General features: G+C 56.0%; 15 protein-coding genes. 7 read left to right on the forward strand and 8 right to left on the reverse strand.

Annotated features, from left to right (window positions below; all coding sequences use genetic code 11):
* Nucleotides 1-166: 166 nt before the first annotated feature.
* The 4 genes from pcaH to HF679_RS07170 all read left to right on the forward strand — a co-directional run bounded on the left by pcaH (nt 167) and on the right by HF679_RS07170 (nt 5,323).
* Entirely contained in the window at nt 167-907 is a 741-nt protein-coding gene (pcaH, locus tag HF679_RS07155) for a protocatechuate 3,4-dioxygenase subunit beta (protein WP_187042782.1), read from the forward strand.
* Nucleotides 904-1,524, forward strand: a complete 621-nt coding sequence (gene pcaG, locus HF679_RS07160; RefSeq protein ID WP_123754152.1) for a protocatechuate 3,4-dioxygenase subunit alpha — start codon at nt 904-906, stop codon at nt 1,522-1,524. The genes pcaH and pcaG overlap by 4 nt, the downstream gene beginning before the upstream one ends.
* Nucleotides 1,525-1,694: 170 nt before the next feature.
* Nucleotides 1,695-2,618 (forward strand): LysR substrate-binding domain-containing protein, encoded by a 924-nt coding sequence (locus HF679_RS07165; RefSeq protein WP_123754151.1) that lies wholly within the window; start codon nt 1,695-1,697, stop codon nt 2,616-2,618.
* A gap of 335 nt (nt 2,619-2,953) precedes the next feature.
* Nucleotides 2,954-5,323, forward strand: coding sequence for a membrane-bound PQQ-dependent dehydrogenase, glucose/quinate/shikimate family (locus HF679_RS07170; protein ID WP_154143742.1), 2,370 nt, complete (start codon nt 2,954-2,956; stop codon nt 5,321-5,323).
* A gap of 97 nt (nt 5,324-5,420) precedes the next feature.
* Here the strand turns inward: HF679_RS07170 and HF679_RS07175 are convergent, their stop codons facing one another.
* The 4 genes from HF679_RS07175 to cybB all read right to left on the reverse strand — a co-directional run bounded on the left by HF679_RS07175 (nt 5,421) and on the right by cybB (nt 8,052).
* Nucleotides 5,421-6,539: an S-(hydroxymethyl)glutathione dehydrogenase/class III alcohol dehydrogenase gene (locus HF679_RS07175; protein ID WP_123754149.1), complete on the reverse strand. Its 1,119-nt coding sequence runs from the start codon at nt 6,537-6,539 to the stop codon at nt 5,421-5,423.
* Between the two features lie 24 nt (nt 6,540-6,563).
* On the reverse strand, nt 6,564-6,839 hold the full coding sequence (locus tag HF679_RS07180; protein ID WP_123754148.1) for a metal/formaldehyde-sensitive transcriptional repressor: 276 nt from the start codon (nt 6,837-6,839) through the stop codon (nt 6,564-6,566).
* A gap of 105 nt (nt 6,840-6,944) precedes the next feature.
* Nucleotides 6,945-7,418: a GNAT family N-acetyltransferase gene (locus HF679_RS07185; RefSeq protein WP_123754147.1), complete on the reverse strand. Its 474-nt coding sequence runs from the start codon at nt 7,416-7,418 to the stop codon at nt 6,945-6,947.
* Between the two features lie 106 nt (nt 7,419-7,524).
* A complete protein-coding gene (gene cybB, locus HF679_RS07190) occupies nt 7,525-8,052 on the reverse strand; it encodes a cytochrome b561 (protein WP_123754146.1) in 528 nt (175 codons plus the stop codon).
* A gap of 146 nt (nt 8,053-8,198) precedes the next feature.
* Here cybB and HF679_RS07195 point away from each other — a divergent pair, with 146 nt between their 5' ends.
* Entirely contained in the window at nt 8,199-8,681 is a 483-nt protein-coding gene (locus tag HF679_RS07195) for a glutathione peroxidase (protein ID WP_187042783.1), read from the forward strand.
* 90 nt (nt 8,682-8,771) lie between these two features.
* Here HF679_RS07195 and HF679_RS07200 read toward each other — a convergent pair whose 3' ends face one another.
* Nucleotides 8,772-9,920 (reverse strand): FUSC family protein, encoded by a 1,149-nt coding sequence (locus tag HF679_RS07200; protein WP_187042784.1) that lies wholly within the window; start codon nt 9,918-9,920, stop codon nt 8,772-8,774.
* 416 nt (nt 9,921-10,336) lie between these two features.
* Between HF679_RS07200 and HF679_RS07205 the strand changes: the two genes are divergently transcribed.
* A complete protein-coding gene (locus HF679_RS07205) occupies nt 10,337-11,218 on the forward strand; it encodes a LysR family transcriptional regulator (protein ID WP_154143738.1) in 882 nt (293 codons plus the stop codon).
* Nucleotides 11,219-11,249: 31 nt separating this feature from the next.
* On the opposite strand, the gene HF679_RS07210 is transcribed toward HF679_RS07205, so the two are convergent.
* Complete coding sequence (locus HF679_RS07210) at nt 11,250-11,651, reverse strand: hypothetical protein (protein WP_148060373.1); 402 nt, start codon at nt 11,649-11,651, stop codon at nt 11,250-11,252.
* 512 nt (nt 11,652-12,163) lie between these two features.
* Nucleotides 12,164-12,505, reverse strand: coding sequence for a gamma-glutamylcyclotransferase family protein (locus HF679_RS07215; protein WP_123754141.1), 342 nt, complete (start codon nt 12,503-12,505; stop codon nt 12,164-12,166).
* A gap of 309 nt (nt 12,506-12,814) precedes the next feature.
* Here HF679_RS07215 and gap point away from each other — a divergent pair, with 309 nt between their 5' ends.
* On the forward strand, nt 12,815-13,813 hold the full coding sequence (gene gap, locus HF679_RS07220; protein ID WP_187042785.1) for a type I glyceraldehyde-3-phosphate dehydrogenase: 999 nt from the start codon (nt 12,815-12,817) through the stop codon (nt 13,811-13,813).
* 65 nt (nt 13,814-13,878) lie between these two features.
* Here the strand turns inward: gap and aldA are convergent, their stop codons facing one another.
* Complete coding sequence (gene aldA / locus HF679_RS07225; protein WP_123754139.1) at nt 13,879-15,318, reverse strand: aldehyde dehydrogenase; 1,440 nt, start codon at nt 15,316-15,318, stop codon at nt 13,879-13,881.
* Nucleotides 15,319-15,449 lie beyond the last annotated feature (131 nt).

The following is a 15,449-nucleotide window of genomic DNA, read 5'->3' on the forward strand; positions in this document are numbered from 1 at the left end:
GATGAGGATAACCTGCCTCCCGCTTTTCGTCCGTTTGTGACATAACCTAAAGTTATGGAAAACACCCTTTAATTTCACTTTAAATTAACATTACATTTACACACACTGTTTCTGGCGATAACACAATAAGAAGCCCCTCTACCGATAGATACGGAGTCCGTACCCTATGAACGATAAATGGTCACCGCGCGAGGTTATTCATCGCGACTATAATAACCATCCCCCGGCTTACGCACCGGGCTACAAAACCAGCGTGCTGCGCTCGCCGCGCAATGCCCTGATCTCGCTGCAAAATTCGCTGTCTGAAATCACCGGTCCGGTCTTCAGCCATGACGATCTCGGTCCTCTGGATAATGACCTGATCCTCAACTATGCCAAAGAAGGCCTGCCGATTGGCGAGCGCATTATCGTCCACGGCTACGTCCGCGACGGCTTTGGTCGACCGATGAAAAAAACCCTGGTGGAGGTCTGGCAGGCGAACGCCGGCGGCCGCTACCGGCATAAAAAAGATCAGTATCTGGCCCCCATCGACCCCAACTTTGGCGGTTGCGGGCGCGTGCTGACGGATGAAAACGGTTATTACTGTTTTCGTACCATCAAGCCCGGCCCCTATCCGTGGCGTAACCAGGTCAGCGACTGGCGTCCGGCCCATATCCACTTTTCCCTCTCCGGGGATGCGTGGGCGCAGCGCTTGATTACCCAGATGTACTTCGAAGGCGACCCGTTGATTAAGCAGTGCCCGATCGTCAAAACCATTAATAACGATGACGCGGTGCGCACGCTGATTGCCGAACTCGATACTCATGCCGCAGTGCCGCTGGATTGCCTGGCCTATCGCTTTGACCTTGTGCTGCGCGGCCATCGCGCCACGCTGTTTGAAAACCGCACTCAGGGGGCTACCCGATGAAAGACTATTTAGCCGAAACCGCCTCGCAGACCGCCGGACCGTACGTGCATATCGGCCTGGCCCCCGAGGCCGCCGGGTTCCATATTTTTGAAAAGAACTTCGGCCCTGACCTCACGACCGCCGATACCGAAGGCGAGCGTATTACGCTTGAAGGTCGTGTGATCGATGGTTCCGGAACCCCGGTACGTGATGTGCTGCTGGAGATCTGGCAGGCCAACGCCGCCGGGCGCTATCACCACCCCGACGATCGCCAGCAGAGCAAAAAGGTCGACCCGGCGTTTCGCGGCTGGGGCCGCAGCTGCTCCGACTTCGCCACCGGGATCTGGCGTTTTGAAACCATCAAACCCGGCGCCGTGGTTGGTCGCGATGGCCGCATGATGGCACCTCATATCAATGTCTGGGTGGTGGCGCGCGGGATCAACATCGGCCTCAACACGCGGCTGTACTTCTCTGACGAGCAGGACGCCAACCTCAATGACCCGGTACTCAATCTGATTGAGTGGGAAGTGCGGCGCCAGACCTTGATTGCCCAGCGCGAAGTGCGCGGCAACGAGACTGTCTACCGGTTTGATATTCACCTGCAGGGTGACAACGAAACCGTCTTCTTTGATCTTTGAGTGCTTTCTCGCCTGATTTGCCCCGACCTGGCTCGGGGCGTCTGTTTTTTGTACAAAATGAAAAAACTTGTAATACATCAAGATGAAATGTTAATAATATTTTGCTATCAGGTTATCAAAATTCAATAACTTCGCTTGTCACCTATGCTGCTCTGTTTTTAACATCGATTATGGAAAAAAATGGTCTTTTCAGTCAGCGCATTCGCTTGCGCCATCTACACACTTTCGTGGCCGTCGCTCAACAGGGAACTCTGGGGCGCGCGGCTGAAACCCTCAATCTCAGCCAGCCTGCGTTATCTAAAACGCTCAATGAACTGGAACAGCTGACCGGCACGCGACTGTTTGAACGCGGACGCCTCGGGGCTCAGCTGACGCTGGTCGGCGAACAGTTCCTCACTCATGCGGTAAAAGTCCTCGACGCGCTCAATACGGCGGGCCAGGCGCTTAACCGTAAAGAGGGGTTGAATAATGACGTGGTGCGCATCGGCGCGCTGCCCACCGCCGCGCTGGGGATCCTGCCCACGGTCATTGGCCAGTTCCACCAACAACAAAAAGATATCACCCTGCAGGTCGCCACCATGAATAACACCATGCTGCTGGCGGGCCTGAAATCCGGTGAAATTGACATCGGTATCGGGCGGATGTCTGACCCGGAACTGATGAGCGGCCTGAACTATGAGCTGTTGTTCCTCGAATCCCTGAAGCTGGTGGTTCGTCCCGGACACCCTTTATTGCAGGAGACCGTCACCCTCAGTCGGGTGATGGAGTGGCCGGTAGTGGTGTCACCCAAAGGCACTATCCCGCGCCAGAATGCCGAAACCCTGCTGCAAAGCCAGGGGTGTAAAATCCCTGCCGGCTGTATCGAGACGCTCTCCGCGTCGTTATCGCGCCAGCTGACCGTCAACTATGACTACATCTGGTTCGTTCCGTCCGGTGCGGTTAAAGACGATCTGCGCCGGGGCTTGCTGGCTACCCTGCCGATCCCGACCGAAGGCGCGGGGGAGCCGATTGGTATTCTGACCCGCGTGGACGCGACCTTCTCCTCCGGCGCACAAACGTTACTGAGCGCCATTCGCAAATCGATGCCTGCCTGACGATCGCCGGATAACGCGCCCAGCGCCTTATCCGGGCTTCTCTTCCCCTGCCCTTGGCTCTTTCTTACGCACCTGGCATCACTCTTCAGCCCTGCGCGCGAGTGATGGCGAAACCATCAAAACAATCAATTAATGCGCAATTATTTTTTAACAATTGCATCAAGTTCATTAACAGTCATATCATTGCCTTTATTTCACCATATGGTTCATACGCAATTCAGAAATTATCCCATTAACTGCAACAACGAAGGTTTCAGCGCCTTCACTCAAAACATAATATTTTATTAATTGATTCATTTGGTTCACATCTGACAACAGATGGTTAAGGAGACAAAATGGCAACTTTCGCTGTACCACGCGGATTCCCCCGGATCCTGCTGTGGCTGCTCGCCGGGCTGATGCTGATCATCGGTCTGGCTATCGGTATTCTTGGGGTTAAACTCGCGACGCTCGGCGGTACGCTCTATTTCGCCATTATGGGACTGGTGATGGTCATCGCCTCGGTGCTGATTTTCCGCCGTCGTCGGATCGGGATTGTGCTGTACGCCATCGCTTTTATCGCCTCCATTTTCTGGGCGATCTCTGATGCTGGCTGGACCTACTGGCCGCTGTTCTCGCGCCTGTTCGCTCTCGGCGCGCTGGCCTGCCTTTCGGCGCTGGTCTGGCCCTATCTCTCGCCCCAGCCGGCGAAGAAAGGCCCGGCCTTTACGCTGGCCGCGCTCCTCGCCGTGGTGCTGGCCGCCAGCTTCGGCTGGATGTTCAAATCACAGCCGCTGGTGAGCGCCATCGAAGCGGTGCCGGTCAAACCGGTCGCCCCCGGCGAGCAGCAGAAGAACTGGGAGCACTGGGGTAACACTACCCACGGCGATCGTTTTGCCGCCCTCGACCAGATTAACAAGCAGAATATCAACCAGCTGCAGGTTGCCTGGGTCGCCCATACCGGCGATATCCCGCAAAGCAACGGCTCCGGCGCGGAAGACCAGAACACCCCACTGCAGATCGGCGATACCCTGTACGTCTGTACGCCATACAGCAAAGTGCTGGCGCTGGATGTCGACAGCGGTAAAGAAAAATGGCGTTACGATCCCAAAGCCACCGCGCCAAACTGGCAGCGCTGCCGGGGTCTGGGCTATGCCGAAGACAGCCTGCAGGCCGCAGCAACCGCGGGTACTCAGCCCGCCGCCTGCGCCCGCCGTCTGTTCCTGCCGACCACCGATGCTCGTCTGATCGCCATCGACGCCGACACCGGTAAAGCCTGTGAAAACTTCGGTGACCACGGTACCGTCGACCTGAGCGTCGGGATGGGTGAAATCAAACCGGGCTACTACCAGCAGACCTCTACCCCTCTGGTGGCTGGCAACGTCGTCGTCGTCGGCGGCCGCGTGGCGGATAACTTCTCCACCGGCGAGCCTCCGGGCGTCGTGCGTGCCTATGATGTGCATACCGGCAAGCTGGCATGGGCCTGGGATCCAGGCAACCCTGCGCTGACCGGCCTGCCGCCGGAAGGCCAGACCTATACCCGCGGGACGCCGAACGTCTGGTCCGCCATGTCCTATGACGCGAAGCTCAACCTGATCTATCTGCCAACCGGCAACGCCACCCCGGACTTCTTCGGTGGGGAACGTACCGCGCTGGATGATAAATACAGCTCGTCGATCGTCGCCGTTGACGCCACCACCGGACAGGTGCGCTGGCACTTCCAGACCACCCACCACGATCTGTGGGACTTCGACCTGCCGTCGCAGCCGCTGCTGTATGACCTTCCTGATGGTAAAGGCGGCACCACGCCGGTACTGGTGCAGACCAGTAAACAGGGCATGATCTTTATGCTCAACCGCGCCACCGGGGAACCGGTCGCCAAAGTGGAAGAACGTCCGGTCCCTGCCGGTGATATTAAAGGCGAGCGCTACTCTCCGACACAGCCTTACTCCGTCGGCATGCCGATGATCGGTAACGATACGCTGAAAGAGTCGGATATGTGGGGCGCCACGCCGGTGGACCTGCTGATGTGCCGGATTGCCTTTAAAGCCATGCGCCATCAGGGCGTCTTCACCCCACCGGGCGAAGATCGTTCACTGCAATATCCTGGCTCGCTGGGCGGTATGAACTGGGGCAGCGTCTCGGTCGATCCGAACAACAGCCTGATGTTCGTCAACGATATGCGTCTGGGACTGGCGAACTATATGGTTCCGCGCGAAAAAGTCGCCAAAAACGCCAGCGGCATTGAGATGGGGATTGTCCCGATGGAAGGGACGCCGTTTGGTGCGATGCGCGAGCGCTTCCTGTCGCCGCTGGGTATTCCGTGCCAGAAACCGCCGTTCGGCACCATGTCCGCGGTGGATCTGAAAACCGGTAAGCTGGTGTGGCAGGTGCCGGTGGGAACCGTGGAAGACACCGGGCCGCTGGGGATCCGTATGCATATGCCAATCCCTATCGGTATGCCAACCCTCGGCGCGTCGCTGTCGACCCAGTCCGGCCTGCTGTTCTTCGCCGGTACTCAGGATTTCTACCTGCGCGCGTTTGATACCGCTAACGGCAAAGAAATCTGGAAATCACGTCTGCCGGTTGGCAGCCAGTCTGGCCCGATGACCTATGTCTCGCCGAAAACCGGCAAACAGTACATTATCATCAACGCCGGCGGCGCCCGTCAGTCTCCGGACCGCGGCGACTACATCATCGCCTACGCCCTGCCTGACCAGAAGTAAAAAAAACCAGCGTAACCTGTCAGAGAGTTGCGCTGGTTTTTGCTCAGCAGGATGAATAACGGTGCTCATCTGCCTGACGGCACTGAGCACCTGTCGATCACTGGTCGCCGAAGTGGATCACGGTGCGGATGGATTTACCGTCGTGCATCAGATCAAAGGCTTCGTTGATCTGCTCCAGCGGCATGCGGTGGGTGATAAACGGATCGAGGTCGATTTTACCGGCCATCGCATCTTCCACCATCCCCGGCAGCTGGGTACGGCCTTTCACGCCGCCAAACGCCGACCCGCGCCAGACGCGCCCGGTCACCAGCTGGAATGGACGGGTTTTAATCTCCTGCCCGGCACCAGCAACACCGATAATCACGCTTTCGCCCCAGCCTTTATGGCAGCACTCCAGCGCCGCGCGCATGACGTTGACGTTGCCGATACATTCAAAGCTGAAGTCCACGCCGCCGTCGGTCAGTTCGACGATCACATCCTGCACCGGCTTATCGTAATCTTTCGGGTTGATAAAATCGGTCGCGCCCATCTCTTTTGCGAGGGTGAATTTTTCCGGGTTGGTATCAATCGCCAGGATGCGCCCGGCTTTCGCCTGTACCGCGCCCTGAATCACCGCCAGACCAATGCCGCCCAGGCCGAAGACCGCAACGGTATCGCCCTCTTTGACTTTCGCGGTGTTGTGAACGGCACCAATACCGGTCGTCACGCCGCAGCCCAGCAGACAGACTTTATCCAGCGGCGCCTGCGGGTTGACCTTCGCCAGAGAAATCTCGGCGCACACGGTGTATTCGCTGAAGGTGCTGGTCCCCATGTAGTGATAGATCGGCTCGCCGTTATAGGAGAAACGGGTGGTGCCGTCCGGCATCAGGCCTTTGCCCTGAGTGGCGCGTACCGCCTGGCACAGGTTGGTTTTGCCGGATTTACAGAATTTACACTCGCGACACTCGGCGGTGTACAGCGGGATCACGTGGTCACCGGGCTGCAGGCTGGTCACGCCTTCACCGACTTCCACCACGATACCGCCGCCTTCGTGACCCAGCACCGCCGGGAACACGCCTTCCGGATCGTCACCGGAGAGCGTAAACGCATCCGTATGGCAGACGCCGGTGTGGGTAATTTTGACCAGCACTTCGCCTTTTTTCGGCGGCGCGACATCAATCTCAACAATCTTCAGCGGCTGGCCTGGGCCAAACGCGACAGCTGCACGTGATTTCATAACCGTCTCTTCCTTCGTGATGATTTATTTTAAGTAGGATCGTAGCAGATGGCCCACTTCCGCCATTCTGACCGCGCGCTGGTCCGGGGTGGTTTCGCCGTTGACCAGCTCATCCTGGAGATGGATTTCCACCATCTCCCCCATCAGGCCGTTAGTGGCGCCGCGGATAGAAGCAATCTGCTGCAGTATCGACATGCAGGATTCGCCGGACTCCAGCGCCCTTTCCAGGGCTTCAACCTGCCCGCGAATGCGACGTACGCGACTCAGCGCGCGTTTTTTGTCTTCAGGTGAATGTGGCACATTGCCGCCCTCAATATCATATAGGGGGGTATACTATATTTTATTGACCGATGAGGCAAACTGAAACGTCGTCTGACGCCGCGATAAAGCGTCCAGTCATTGAGTTTAGTCGAGCTCCAGCGCCATCTCCACGCAGCGCAGATCCGCCTGCGCCAGTTTTGACGGCAGCAGCTTTTCGCGCACCGCCACAAAGCCGTGGCGCAGATAAAAACCGGCGGCGTTTGGCGTCGCCTCCAGCGTAATCACCCGAAATTTGCGCCGTCGCGCTTCGGCAATCACCGCATTGATGATCATCCCGGCGCAGCCTTTCCCGCCCCATTCAGGCAGCGTAAAGATAGCTTCGACGCTGGCGGTGTGGATATCGAGATAGCCGGTGGCGACCGGTTTCCCACCCTCGTCTTCCACCACATAAAAAGGATTGTCCTGCACCGCCTCGCGATAGCCTTCCGGCATACGATCCGGCGTCCAGGCATCCACCACGGTGGCGCCGTAGCTCTCGCGACAGCCGCTGCGGATGGCCTGATTACGGATGACCCACAGCGCGGGGGCTTCATCGGGTACGGCAAGTCTGATATTCATTGGCGCTCCTTGTGTGTCAGTCCATACCAGATGTACCACAGCCCGTGATAAAAGCGATAAAAAAACCCCGCCATGTGGCGGGGTCTGTGCAGTATGAGTACCGGGTTTAGCGCTTGCGCGGCATCATCCGTAGCAAGGTATTGTCCTTCCACAGATAGTGGTGCAGCAGCGCGGCCAGAGCATGCAAGCCAATAAGAAAGTAACCGGTATTCGCCAGCAGGCTGTGGACGCCCTTCAGGGTATCGACCAGCTCAAAATTGCTTTCCGGAGCAAACGGCATGGTCAGGCCGAAGGCTATCCACGGATTGCCACGGTTATACATCATCACCAGGCCGATAATCGGCTGGGCAATAAACAGCAGATAGATAACCAGGTGCCCGAGGTGGGCAAAGCCGGTCATCATCGGCGAAGGCTTCGGGACAATCGGCGGCGCCGGATATTTCAGCCGCACCAGCAGGCGCGCCACCATCAGCACCAGAATCGAGATGCCGCAGGAGACGTGGATCATGTTGATGAGCGGCCGGTCGCTGCGTGGGAAGAAGCCTCTCAGCTCCATGGTGGCGTAGGCGCCAATAACCAATAAAAAGACCAGCCAGTGGATGCCGATTTGCAGGCCAGTGTATTTATCGCGCATGATAAACCCTTAATAAAACTGTGATGTCGACAACATAACGACCTTTTATTAAAAATTCATTAACTTTTACGTACTTATAACAAACAACTACGCCGGGATGAGTAACAATGTCGACATCTAACTGATTTCGTTCTGAGGACCCTGATATGACTACCTTTTATCAACTTACCGCCACCAGCCTGCAGGGCCAGCCTATCTCTATGGCCGACTATGCTGGCAAACTGGTGCTGGTGGTGAATACCGCCAGCCATTGTGGCTTCACGCCACAATATGCCGGCCTTGAGGCACTCTACAAGAAGTACGCCTCCCAGGGGCTGGTGGTGCTCGGTTTCCCCTGTAACCAGTTCGGCAAGCAGGAACCCGGAGGTGCCGAGGAAATCGCGCAGACCTGTCATATCAACTACGGCGTGAGCTTCCCGATGTTCGAGAAAGTCGAGGTCAACGGCGCTGCTGCCCACCCGCTGTTTCGTTACCTGAAAGACGAATTGCCCGGCGTGCTGGGTGGACGAATTAAATGGAACTTCACGAAGTTCCTGGTCGGACGCGATGGCAAACCGCTTAAGCGTTTCGCACCGTTCACCACCCCGGAGAAAATGGAAACCGCCATCCTTGCCGCACTGAAAGTCTAACTGTTCCGCTCATTTGAGCGGTCCACTTTACGCGCGCTTCCGACAAACAGAGAATTTCCGGGTGAGATTTACGTCGTTCCTCGCTCAAAACTACCGTCTATAACCCACACACGCCCCCGAATGAGGCTTACGGCACATCGTCAGCACTTTCAGGGTCAATAACCGGGTCGGTTCCAGCAGCAGTATCCCCATCATGATCCCCGACAGCCGGCTAAACCCCGGATCGACGTTGATAAAATGCGCGTGGTCGGGGGTCAACGATACCAGCAGCGCCAGCGTCAGTTGCGTGCCGACATACTTAAAGGTCAGGGTGCCGCTGTTTTCAATCGTGCGCCCGATAAAAATCCCCAACACCAGCACCGCATAGATCAGGCCGGGATTAATCTGACCGAGGGTAATGGCGATAAACGCCAGACTCGCCCCCAGAAAACAGCCCAGAAAGCGATGGGTGATTTTAATACTGGAAGGATGACGTGAGATATCGATGGCGTTGAGCGGAATGGTCATCACCGCCATGATCGTAATCACCGTTTGCGATAGTGACGCGATGCTCAACTCGCGCCAGGCGATGGGCACCAGCGCCAGCGCAATCCCACCCTGCAAGGCATGGAACCCGGCTTTTTTATGCCAGCAAAAATAGGGAGCAGACCCGCTGGCTTTCACCCTACCCGCGTCGGTCAGTGCAAACAGCCGCCGGCGGATCAGCACGGTGGAAAGCGCGCTCACCACGATCGAACAGGATGTGCCGATGCTGACTTCAAAAATACGCGCCTGAGCGAAGTACGGGACGGTATGCATCCCATGTTCGATCCCATCCATGCTGACCATGGTGAAGGTAATCCCCATAAACAACCAGGCATAGCCGTGTCGGGTGGTCAGCGCGAGGTAGAGACACACGGTGGCCACCAGACCGAATACCAGACTGCTGTACAGCGTTCCGCGGCTGCCCACCGCCAGAAATTCGGCCAGCAGCGCCCCGGAAATGGTGCCCATGACCCGCAACATTCCGCGTTCAAGGCTGATCCAGACATGCGAGCGCATCACCATATAACCGCTGAATGCCGCCCAACCAACATGTGGAAGCTGAAGCTGATGAGCCATAAAAATAGCGCAGAGCACCGAGACCACCGCCTCGCCGCTATCAATCACTCGGGCTTTATTTCTCGCCCCGTCAACCAGTTCCTGAAACAGTAAACCCGGCACGGTTTTTAACTGCGCGAATGAATTTAAAATAGTCATGATAATGGGTATTCTGTTTATTAATTTGTTAAGCAATATGAGTCTTGCTTATAAAATAGAGAACAATTGATGCGTATTTAATCAGCCAGAAGTCAGATCAGAAATAACCATCATCACCGCCATCGGCAACGTGCCCTTCCGCTCGCAGAAAAGAAGGTCAGAGCAAGGTTGCGCGATAAAAAGAGTATATCCCTGAGGCTCAGGATGAGATATTCACTTTCCAGATGAGAAGTTATATATAAAATATATATACCCGTTATACTTCACGTCGCCTGGGTGTTGGCTGCACCCGTTATTCGGCGCAGTCATGAGCCTCACCCTTTACAGGGCCGCAGCTCACAGCGTTCAAATCTGTTCCAGACAGCGTTGTCACGCCAGCCATTTATTGGCCATGATTCAGTGTGTTAGAGGAAATAATGGAACTCAGACATCTCAGGTACTTTCTCGCGATAGTCAATGCTAAAAGCTTTACCCACGCCGCAGAAACCCTGGGCATTGGTCAACCGCCCCTCAGTATGCAGATCCGCGATCTGGAAAAAGAGGTCGGAACCGAGCTTTTTCACCGGGTTGCCCGCGGGGTCGAACTGACCCCGGCCGGGAATGAGTTCTACCAGGTGGTAAAAGCCATTCCCGAACTGGTAGAAACCGCCAAAACCGCAGCGCTCAAGGCCTCACGCGGTGAGTCCGGGATCCTCAAAGTCGGTTTCACCACCTCGTCGGTATTTAACCGGGCGGTTACCCAGTCCGTAAAAACCTTCAGCAAGAAATATCCGTCGCTCGAAATGCAGTTCGAAGAAACCCACACCAATATGCTGATCAACAGCGTCAACAATGGCACGCTGGACGTGGCTTTCGTCAGAACCGAGCACCTTGCCGAAACCGCCTTGCGCCTGCAGGTCATCCTGCACGAACCGTTGGTGGTGGCCTTACCGATGGATCATCCCCTGGCACAACGCAGTGAGATTTCGTTGCATGAGATCGCCGCAGAACCGCTGATTATGTGCCCGCAGGAACGCAGCCGCTTTTTACACAGTACCATCCGCCGTATCTCGGATGAGGAAGGCGTCACTCTCACCTATAAGCGCACGACACCGACGGTGGCCTCGATTATTAACCTGGTATCGGCGGGACTGGGGATTTCAATCGTCCCTGCTTCACTGGAAAATAACGCCAGCGCCGGAATTGATGTCGCCTTTGTGAAAATTAACCATAAAAATGCCAACGTGCCGCTGTCGATCATCAGTCGGGTTAATGAGCGTTCGCCCGCGGTAAACCACTTCTTAAAAATGTTCGTTTAAACCACCGACATTAATGGCGAGGCGTGGCTGCTCAGAGATATTTTTGTTTGATTTTTATGCGCAGGCATTCGCAGGTCACGCTCTGCTTTTTCACGTCATCGGGAGTTAACAGCGAAGGTCGCCAGCTTCCCCGCTGGCACTGGCAGTAGACTCTGCCGCTGCTCAATACCGCATAGCGTTTGCTCCCGGCGTAGATATTGGCCTCAAGGGTTTGGTGGACATCATCCAGCGTCAGATCGTCACGCCTGGCCACCAGCGCGTTCACATTAAAGGTCTTGAGTAGTTCCTCATTGAGCCCAAATCGCAGAGCAGTGTTGCGCAGCGATGCCTCCAGCTCCAGAGCAAACACATTGAATAAACGGTCGGGCATATTATCCAGCATCCAGCTAAAGGCCGCGGAGGCTTCCGGAGTCAACATTAACGATTTCATCATTACCTTAAATAAACGTCCCGGCAACCGGATCGGCTAACCACAGGCACCAGGCCATTACAATAAATATAAATGCGAAGATACAAGGGGCTAATTTCCCCTCTCCCAATAACCACGTGAATAATTTGCACAATGTGAACCAGCAGAGACCGCTCACAATCAATAAACAAAGAGGCATTTAACGTTATCACAACCTTTCAACAGCGCTCGCACATTTGCGATCATCATTTAACGCATCCAACATTTAAAAACAGCAATACCCCTCGATGAGGTTAATTATCGAGAAGTGGGTTTTTCAGAAGATATTTCAGGATGCATTCGTCGGCATAAATAGGGTGCCCGAATAGTGTTGATAGTAATTGTGGGAACGCCGGTGAGCTATAGACTGCAAACAGCAATATCCATATGTTTTATATATGGGAGACTAACAAAGAATGCTGATTGCTGATGGTTATATTCGCGGCCCGGCGCGACGTTGCTGCTGTCAACGCCGCGCCGGGAGCTCACATTTGCGGTTACTGTGCCGGCCCGACCCGCGGTTGAAGCTGGTACACCCATGCGGTCACCTGCTCCCCTGTCGCGGTGGTCACCGTGACCGTCACGCGATCGTAGCCCGCTTCGAACGCATCCAGCATCGGCCAGTGCGCCGGGAGCTTATCGGAGACAAACAGATAGCCGTCGACGGGCGCGCCGTCAGGATCGAGCACGATGCCGGGGAAATCCGCCGCCTCGCCCCATCCGCGCGCGTAAAAGGTGCCTTTCACCTGGCCCGTCAGCCATTCACCGCCGATATTCTCCAGAATAAAGGCATTCTCGTGACCCGGACGCAGGGTCCCGTAGACAAATAAACGTTCCATGATCCCTCTTCACCACCACCATCAATGCCGCGAGCGGCCGGAAAGAGCCAAAATACGGGGGAAGCGGACACTTAGCAAGGCATGCGGCCTCTTCCCCATGACCATCGCCAATATGCGGCGGGTATCAGACAGCAACAAAATTTTTTTCCGCCCCGCGACATAGCCTGTGTCCCTGAATATTCAGCCACTTTTGCCTCGCCGGCTTGCCAGCGCTTTGCAAGCCGGGTTGCCGATTCGTCATTCCTGGCGTATGCCTGGTGTGTCTTGTATACCCTCAACCTCACACTCCATCCTGTCAGGAGGCTTTACATGAGCAAACTTGGAATTAATGGCTTTGGTCGTATTGGACGTCTGGTATTGCGCCGTTTGCTGGAAGTTGACAGCCCGCTGGAGGTGGTGGCGATCAACGATCTCACCTCGCCGAAAGTGCTGGCCTATTTGTTAAAGCATGATTCGAACTACGGCCCGTTCCCGTGGAGCGTTGATTTTACGGATAACGCGCTGATTGTGAACGGCAAAACCATCAATGTCTATGCGGAAAAAGAGGCCAAAAACATTCCGTGGAAAACGGTGGGCGCAGAGCTGATTGTCGAATGCACCGGCTTCTACACCTCGACCGAAAAAGCCCAGGCTCACCTCGACGCGGGTGCCAAAAAAGTGCTGATCTCCGCGCCGGCCGGCGACATGAAAACCATCGTCTTTAACGTCAACGACGACACCATGACCGCCGATGACACCATTATTTCCGTCGCCTCCTGCACCACCAACTGCCTGGCGCCGATGGCTAAAGTGCTCCACGACGCCTTCGGTATCAAGCTCGGCACCATGACCACGATCCACGCCTATACCGGTACCCAGTCTCTGGTGGATGGCCCGCGCGGCAAGGATTTACGCGCCTCACGCGCGGCGGCGGAAAACATCATTCCGCACACCACCGGGGCGGCAAAAGCGATTGGCCTGGTGATCCCGGCGCTCAGCGGCAAGCTCAAGGGCCACGCCCAGCGCGTGCCGACCAAAACCGGCTCGGTCACTGAACTGGTCTCCATCCTTGAGAAAAAAGTCACTGCCGAAGAGGTCAATCAGGCCATGAAGCGTGCGGCCGAGAACAACGACGCTTTCGGTTTCACCGAAGAAGAGATTGTCTCGTCCGATATTATCGGCAGCCATTTCGGCTCGATCTATGACGCCACCCAGCTTGAAATCGCCGAAGCCGGCGACGTCCAGTTGGTGAAAACCGTTGCCTGGTACGATAACGAATACGGTTTTGTCACCCAGTTGATTCGCGTACTGGATAAATTTGCCCGCTAGCGGCGCCCTGAAAGCAAAAAGCGGATAGCCAGGCTATCCGCTTTTCTTTCCCCACACGGCGATGCTTACGATTGCAGGTAGACCACCTGAGTTTGCAGGTATTCGTTGAGGCCATGACGTCCGTCAGCGCCGCCGATCCCCGATTTACGCCAGCCCGCATGGAAGCCCTGCATCGCTTCAAAGTTTTCGCGGTTGATGTAGGTTTCGCCGAATTTCAGCCCTTTAATCGCTTTCATGGCGACATTCAGATCCCGGGTATAAATGGACGAGGTCAGGCCATAATCACTGTCATTGGCCATGGTCAGCGCCTCTTCCAGGGTGTCGAACGCCACCACCGGCAGCACCGGGCCAAAGGTCTCCTCGTGAATGATGTCCATCTCCTGGCGTACATCCAGCAGCAGAGTCGGTGGGTAGAAGTACCCTTGCCCCGCCACCGCTTTACCACCCAGCGCCAGACGCGCCCCCTGTGACAGGGCTTTCGCCACTTTCTGCTCGACGCGCTCCAGCGCGGCGGCATTGATCAACGGCCCCATCGCGATATCGTCGCGCACGCTCGGGTCGCCAAACGCCACCGCTTTGAGCGCCTCGCCCAGACGATTGACGAAACGATCGTAAATGCCTTTTTGCACATACACCCGCTCAACGCAGTTGCAGACCTGTCCGCTGTTAATCACCCGCGAATCGACCACCGCTTTTACCGCCAGCTCAAGGTCGGCGTCATCCATCACGATAGCCGGAGCTTTACCGCCCAGTTCAAGACACACTTTGGTGATATTTTTCGCCGCCGCGGCCATGATTTTTTCGCCAGCGCCAACGCTGCCGGTCATGCTGACCATCGCCACTTTCGGGTTGGCCGCCAGTTCCTGACCAACGGTTTCCCCGCGGCCCAGCACCAGGTTAAAGACCCCTTTCGGCAGGCCAATCTGATCGACAATCTGCGCAAAAGCGACGGCGTTATTAGGGGTAAATTCGCTTGGTTTAATGACGATGGTGTTGCCGGTGATCAGCGCCGGCGCCAGTTTGCGGGCAATCAGGAAAAACGGGAAGTTCCACGGCAAAATTCCGGTAGTAACTCCCAATGCGCGTTTGAATACGAGGATGTTCTCGCCCGGACGGTCGCTCTGGACGATCTCGCCTTCATAGCGGCGCGCCCACTCAGCCATATACTCAAGATAATCGGCGGTAAACGACACTTCCACCGCCGCCAGCTGCTGGATTTTGCCACCTTCCGCGACAATCAGCCCGGCAATATCGTCGGCGCGTTCACGGATCCCGGCGGCAATTTTACGCAACCAGCCGGCACGCTCAATCGCCGGCAGCGCTTCCCAGGCTGGCTGTGCGCGTTCAGCGGCGTCAATTGCCCGACGCGCATCGTCAGCCGTGCCATCGGGGATGCGCGACAGCAGCGTTTCGGTCGCCGGATTGTGCACATCGATCCAGGCGTCACCGCGCCCGGCAACAAACTGACCATCAATATACATCTGATGCTGAACGGGTGCTGTCATGGCCTGCTCCTGTAGATTTAGTGTTTTTAACAAGTAATTGTTTTGTTAAAAATTTATCCACGGAACGTAATAAACCCAGCGCATACGCGCGGTTTTGTGAATCAGTTCATAAAAAACGCCGTTGATCACGG

Source organism: Enterobacter sp. JUb54 (assembly GCF_014298075.1).
GTDB classification, from domain to species: domain Bacteria; phylum Pseudomonadota; class Gammaproteobacteria; order Enterobacterales; family Enterobacteriaceae; genus Klebsiella; species Klebsiella lignicola.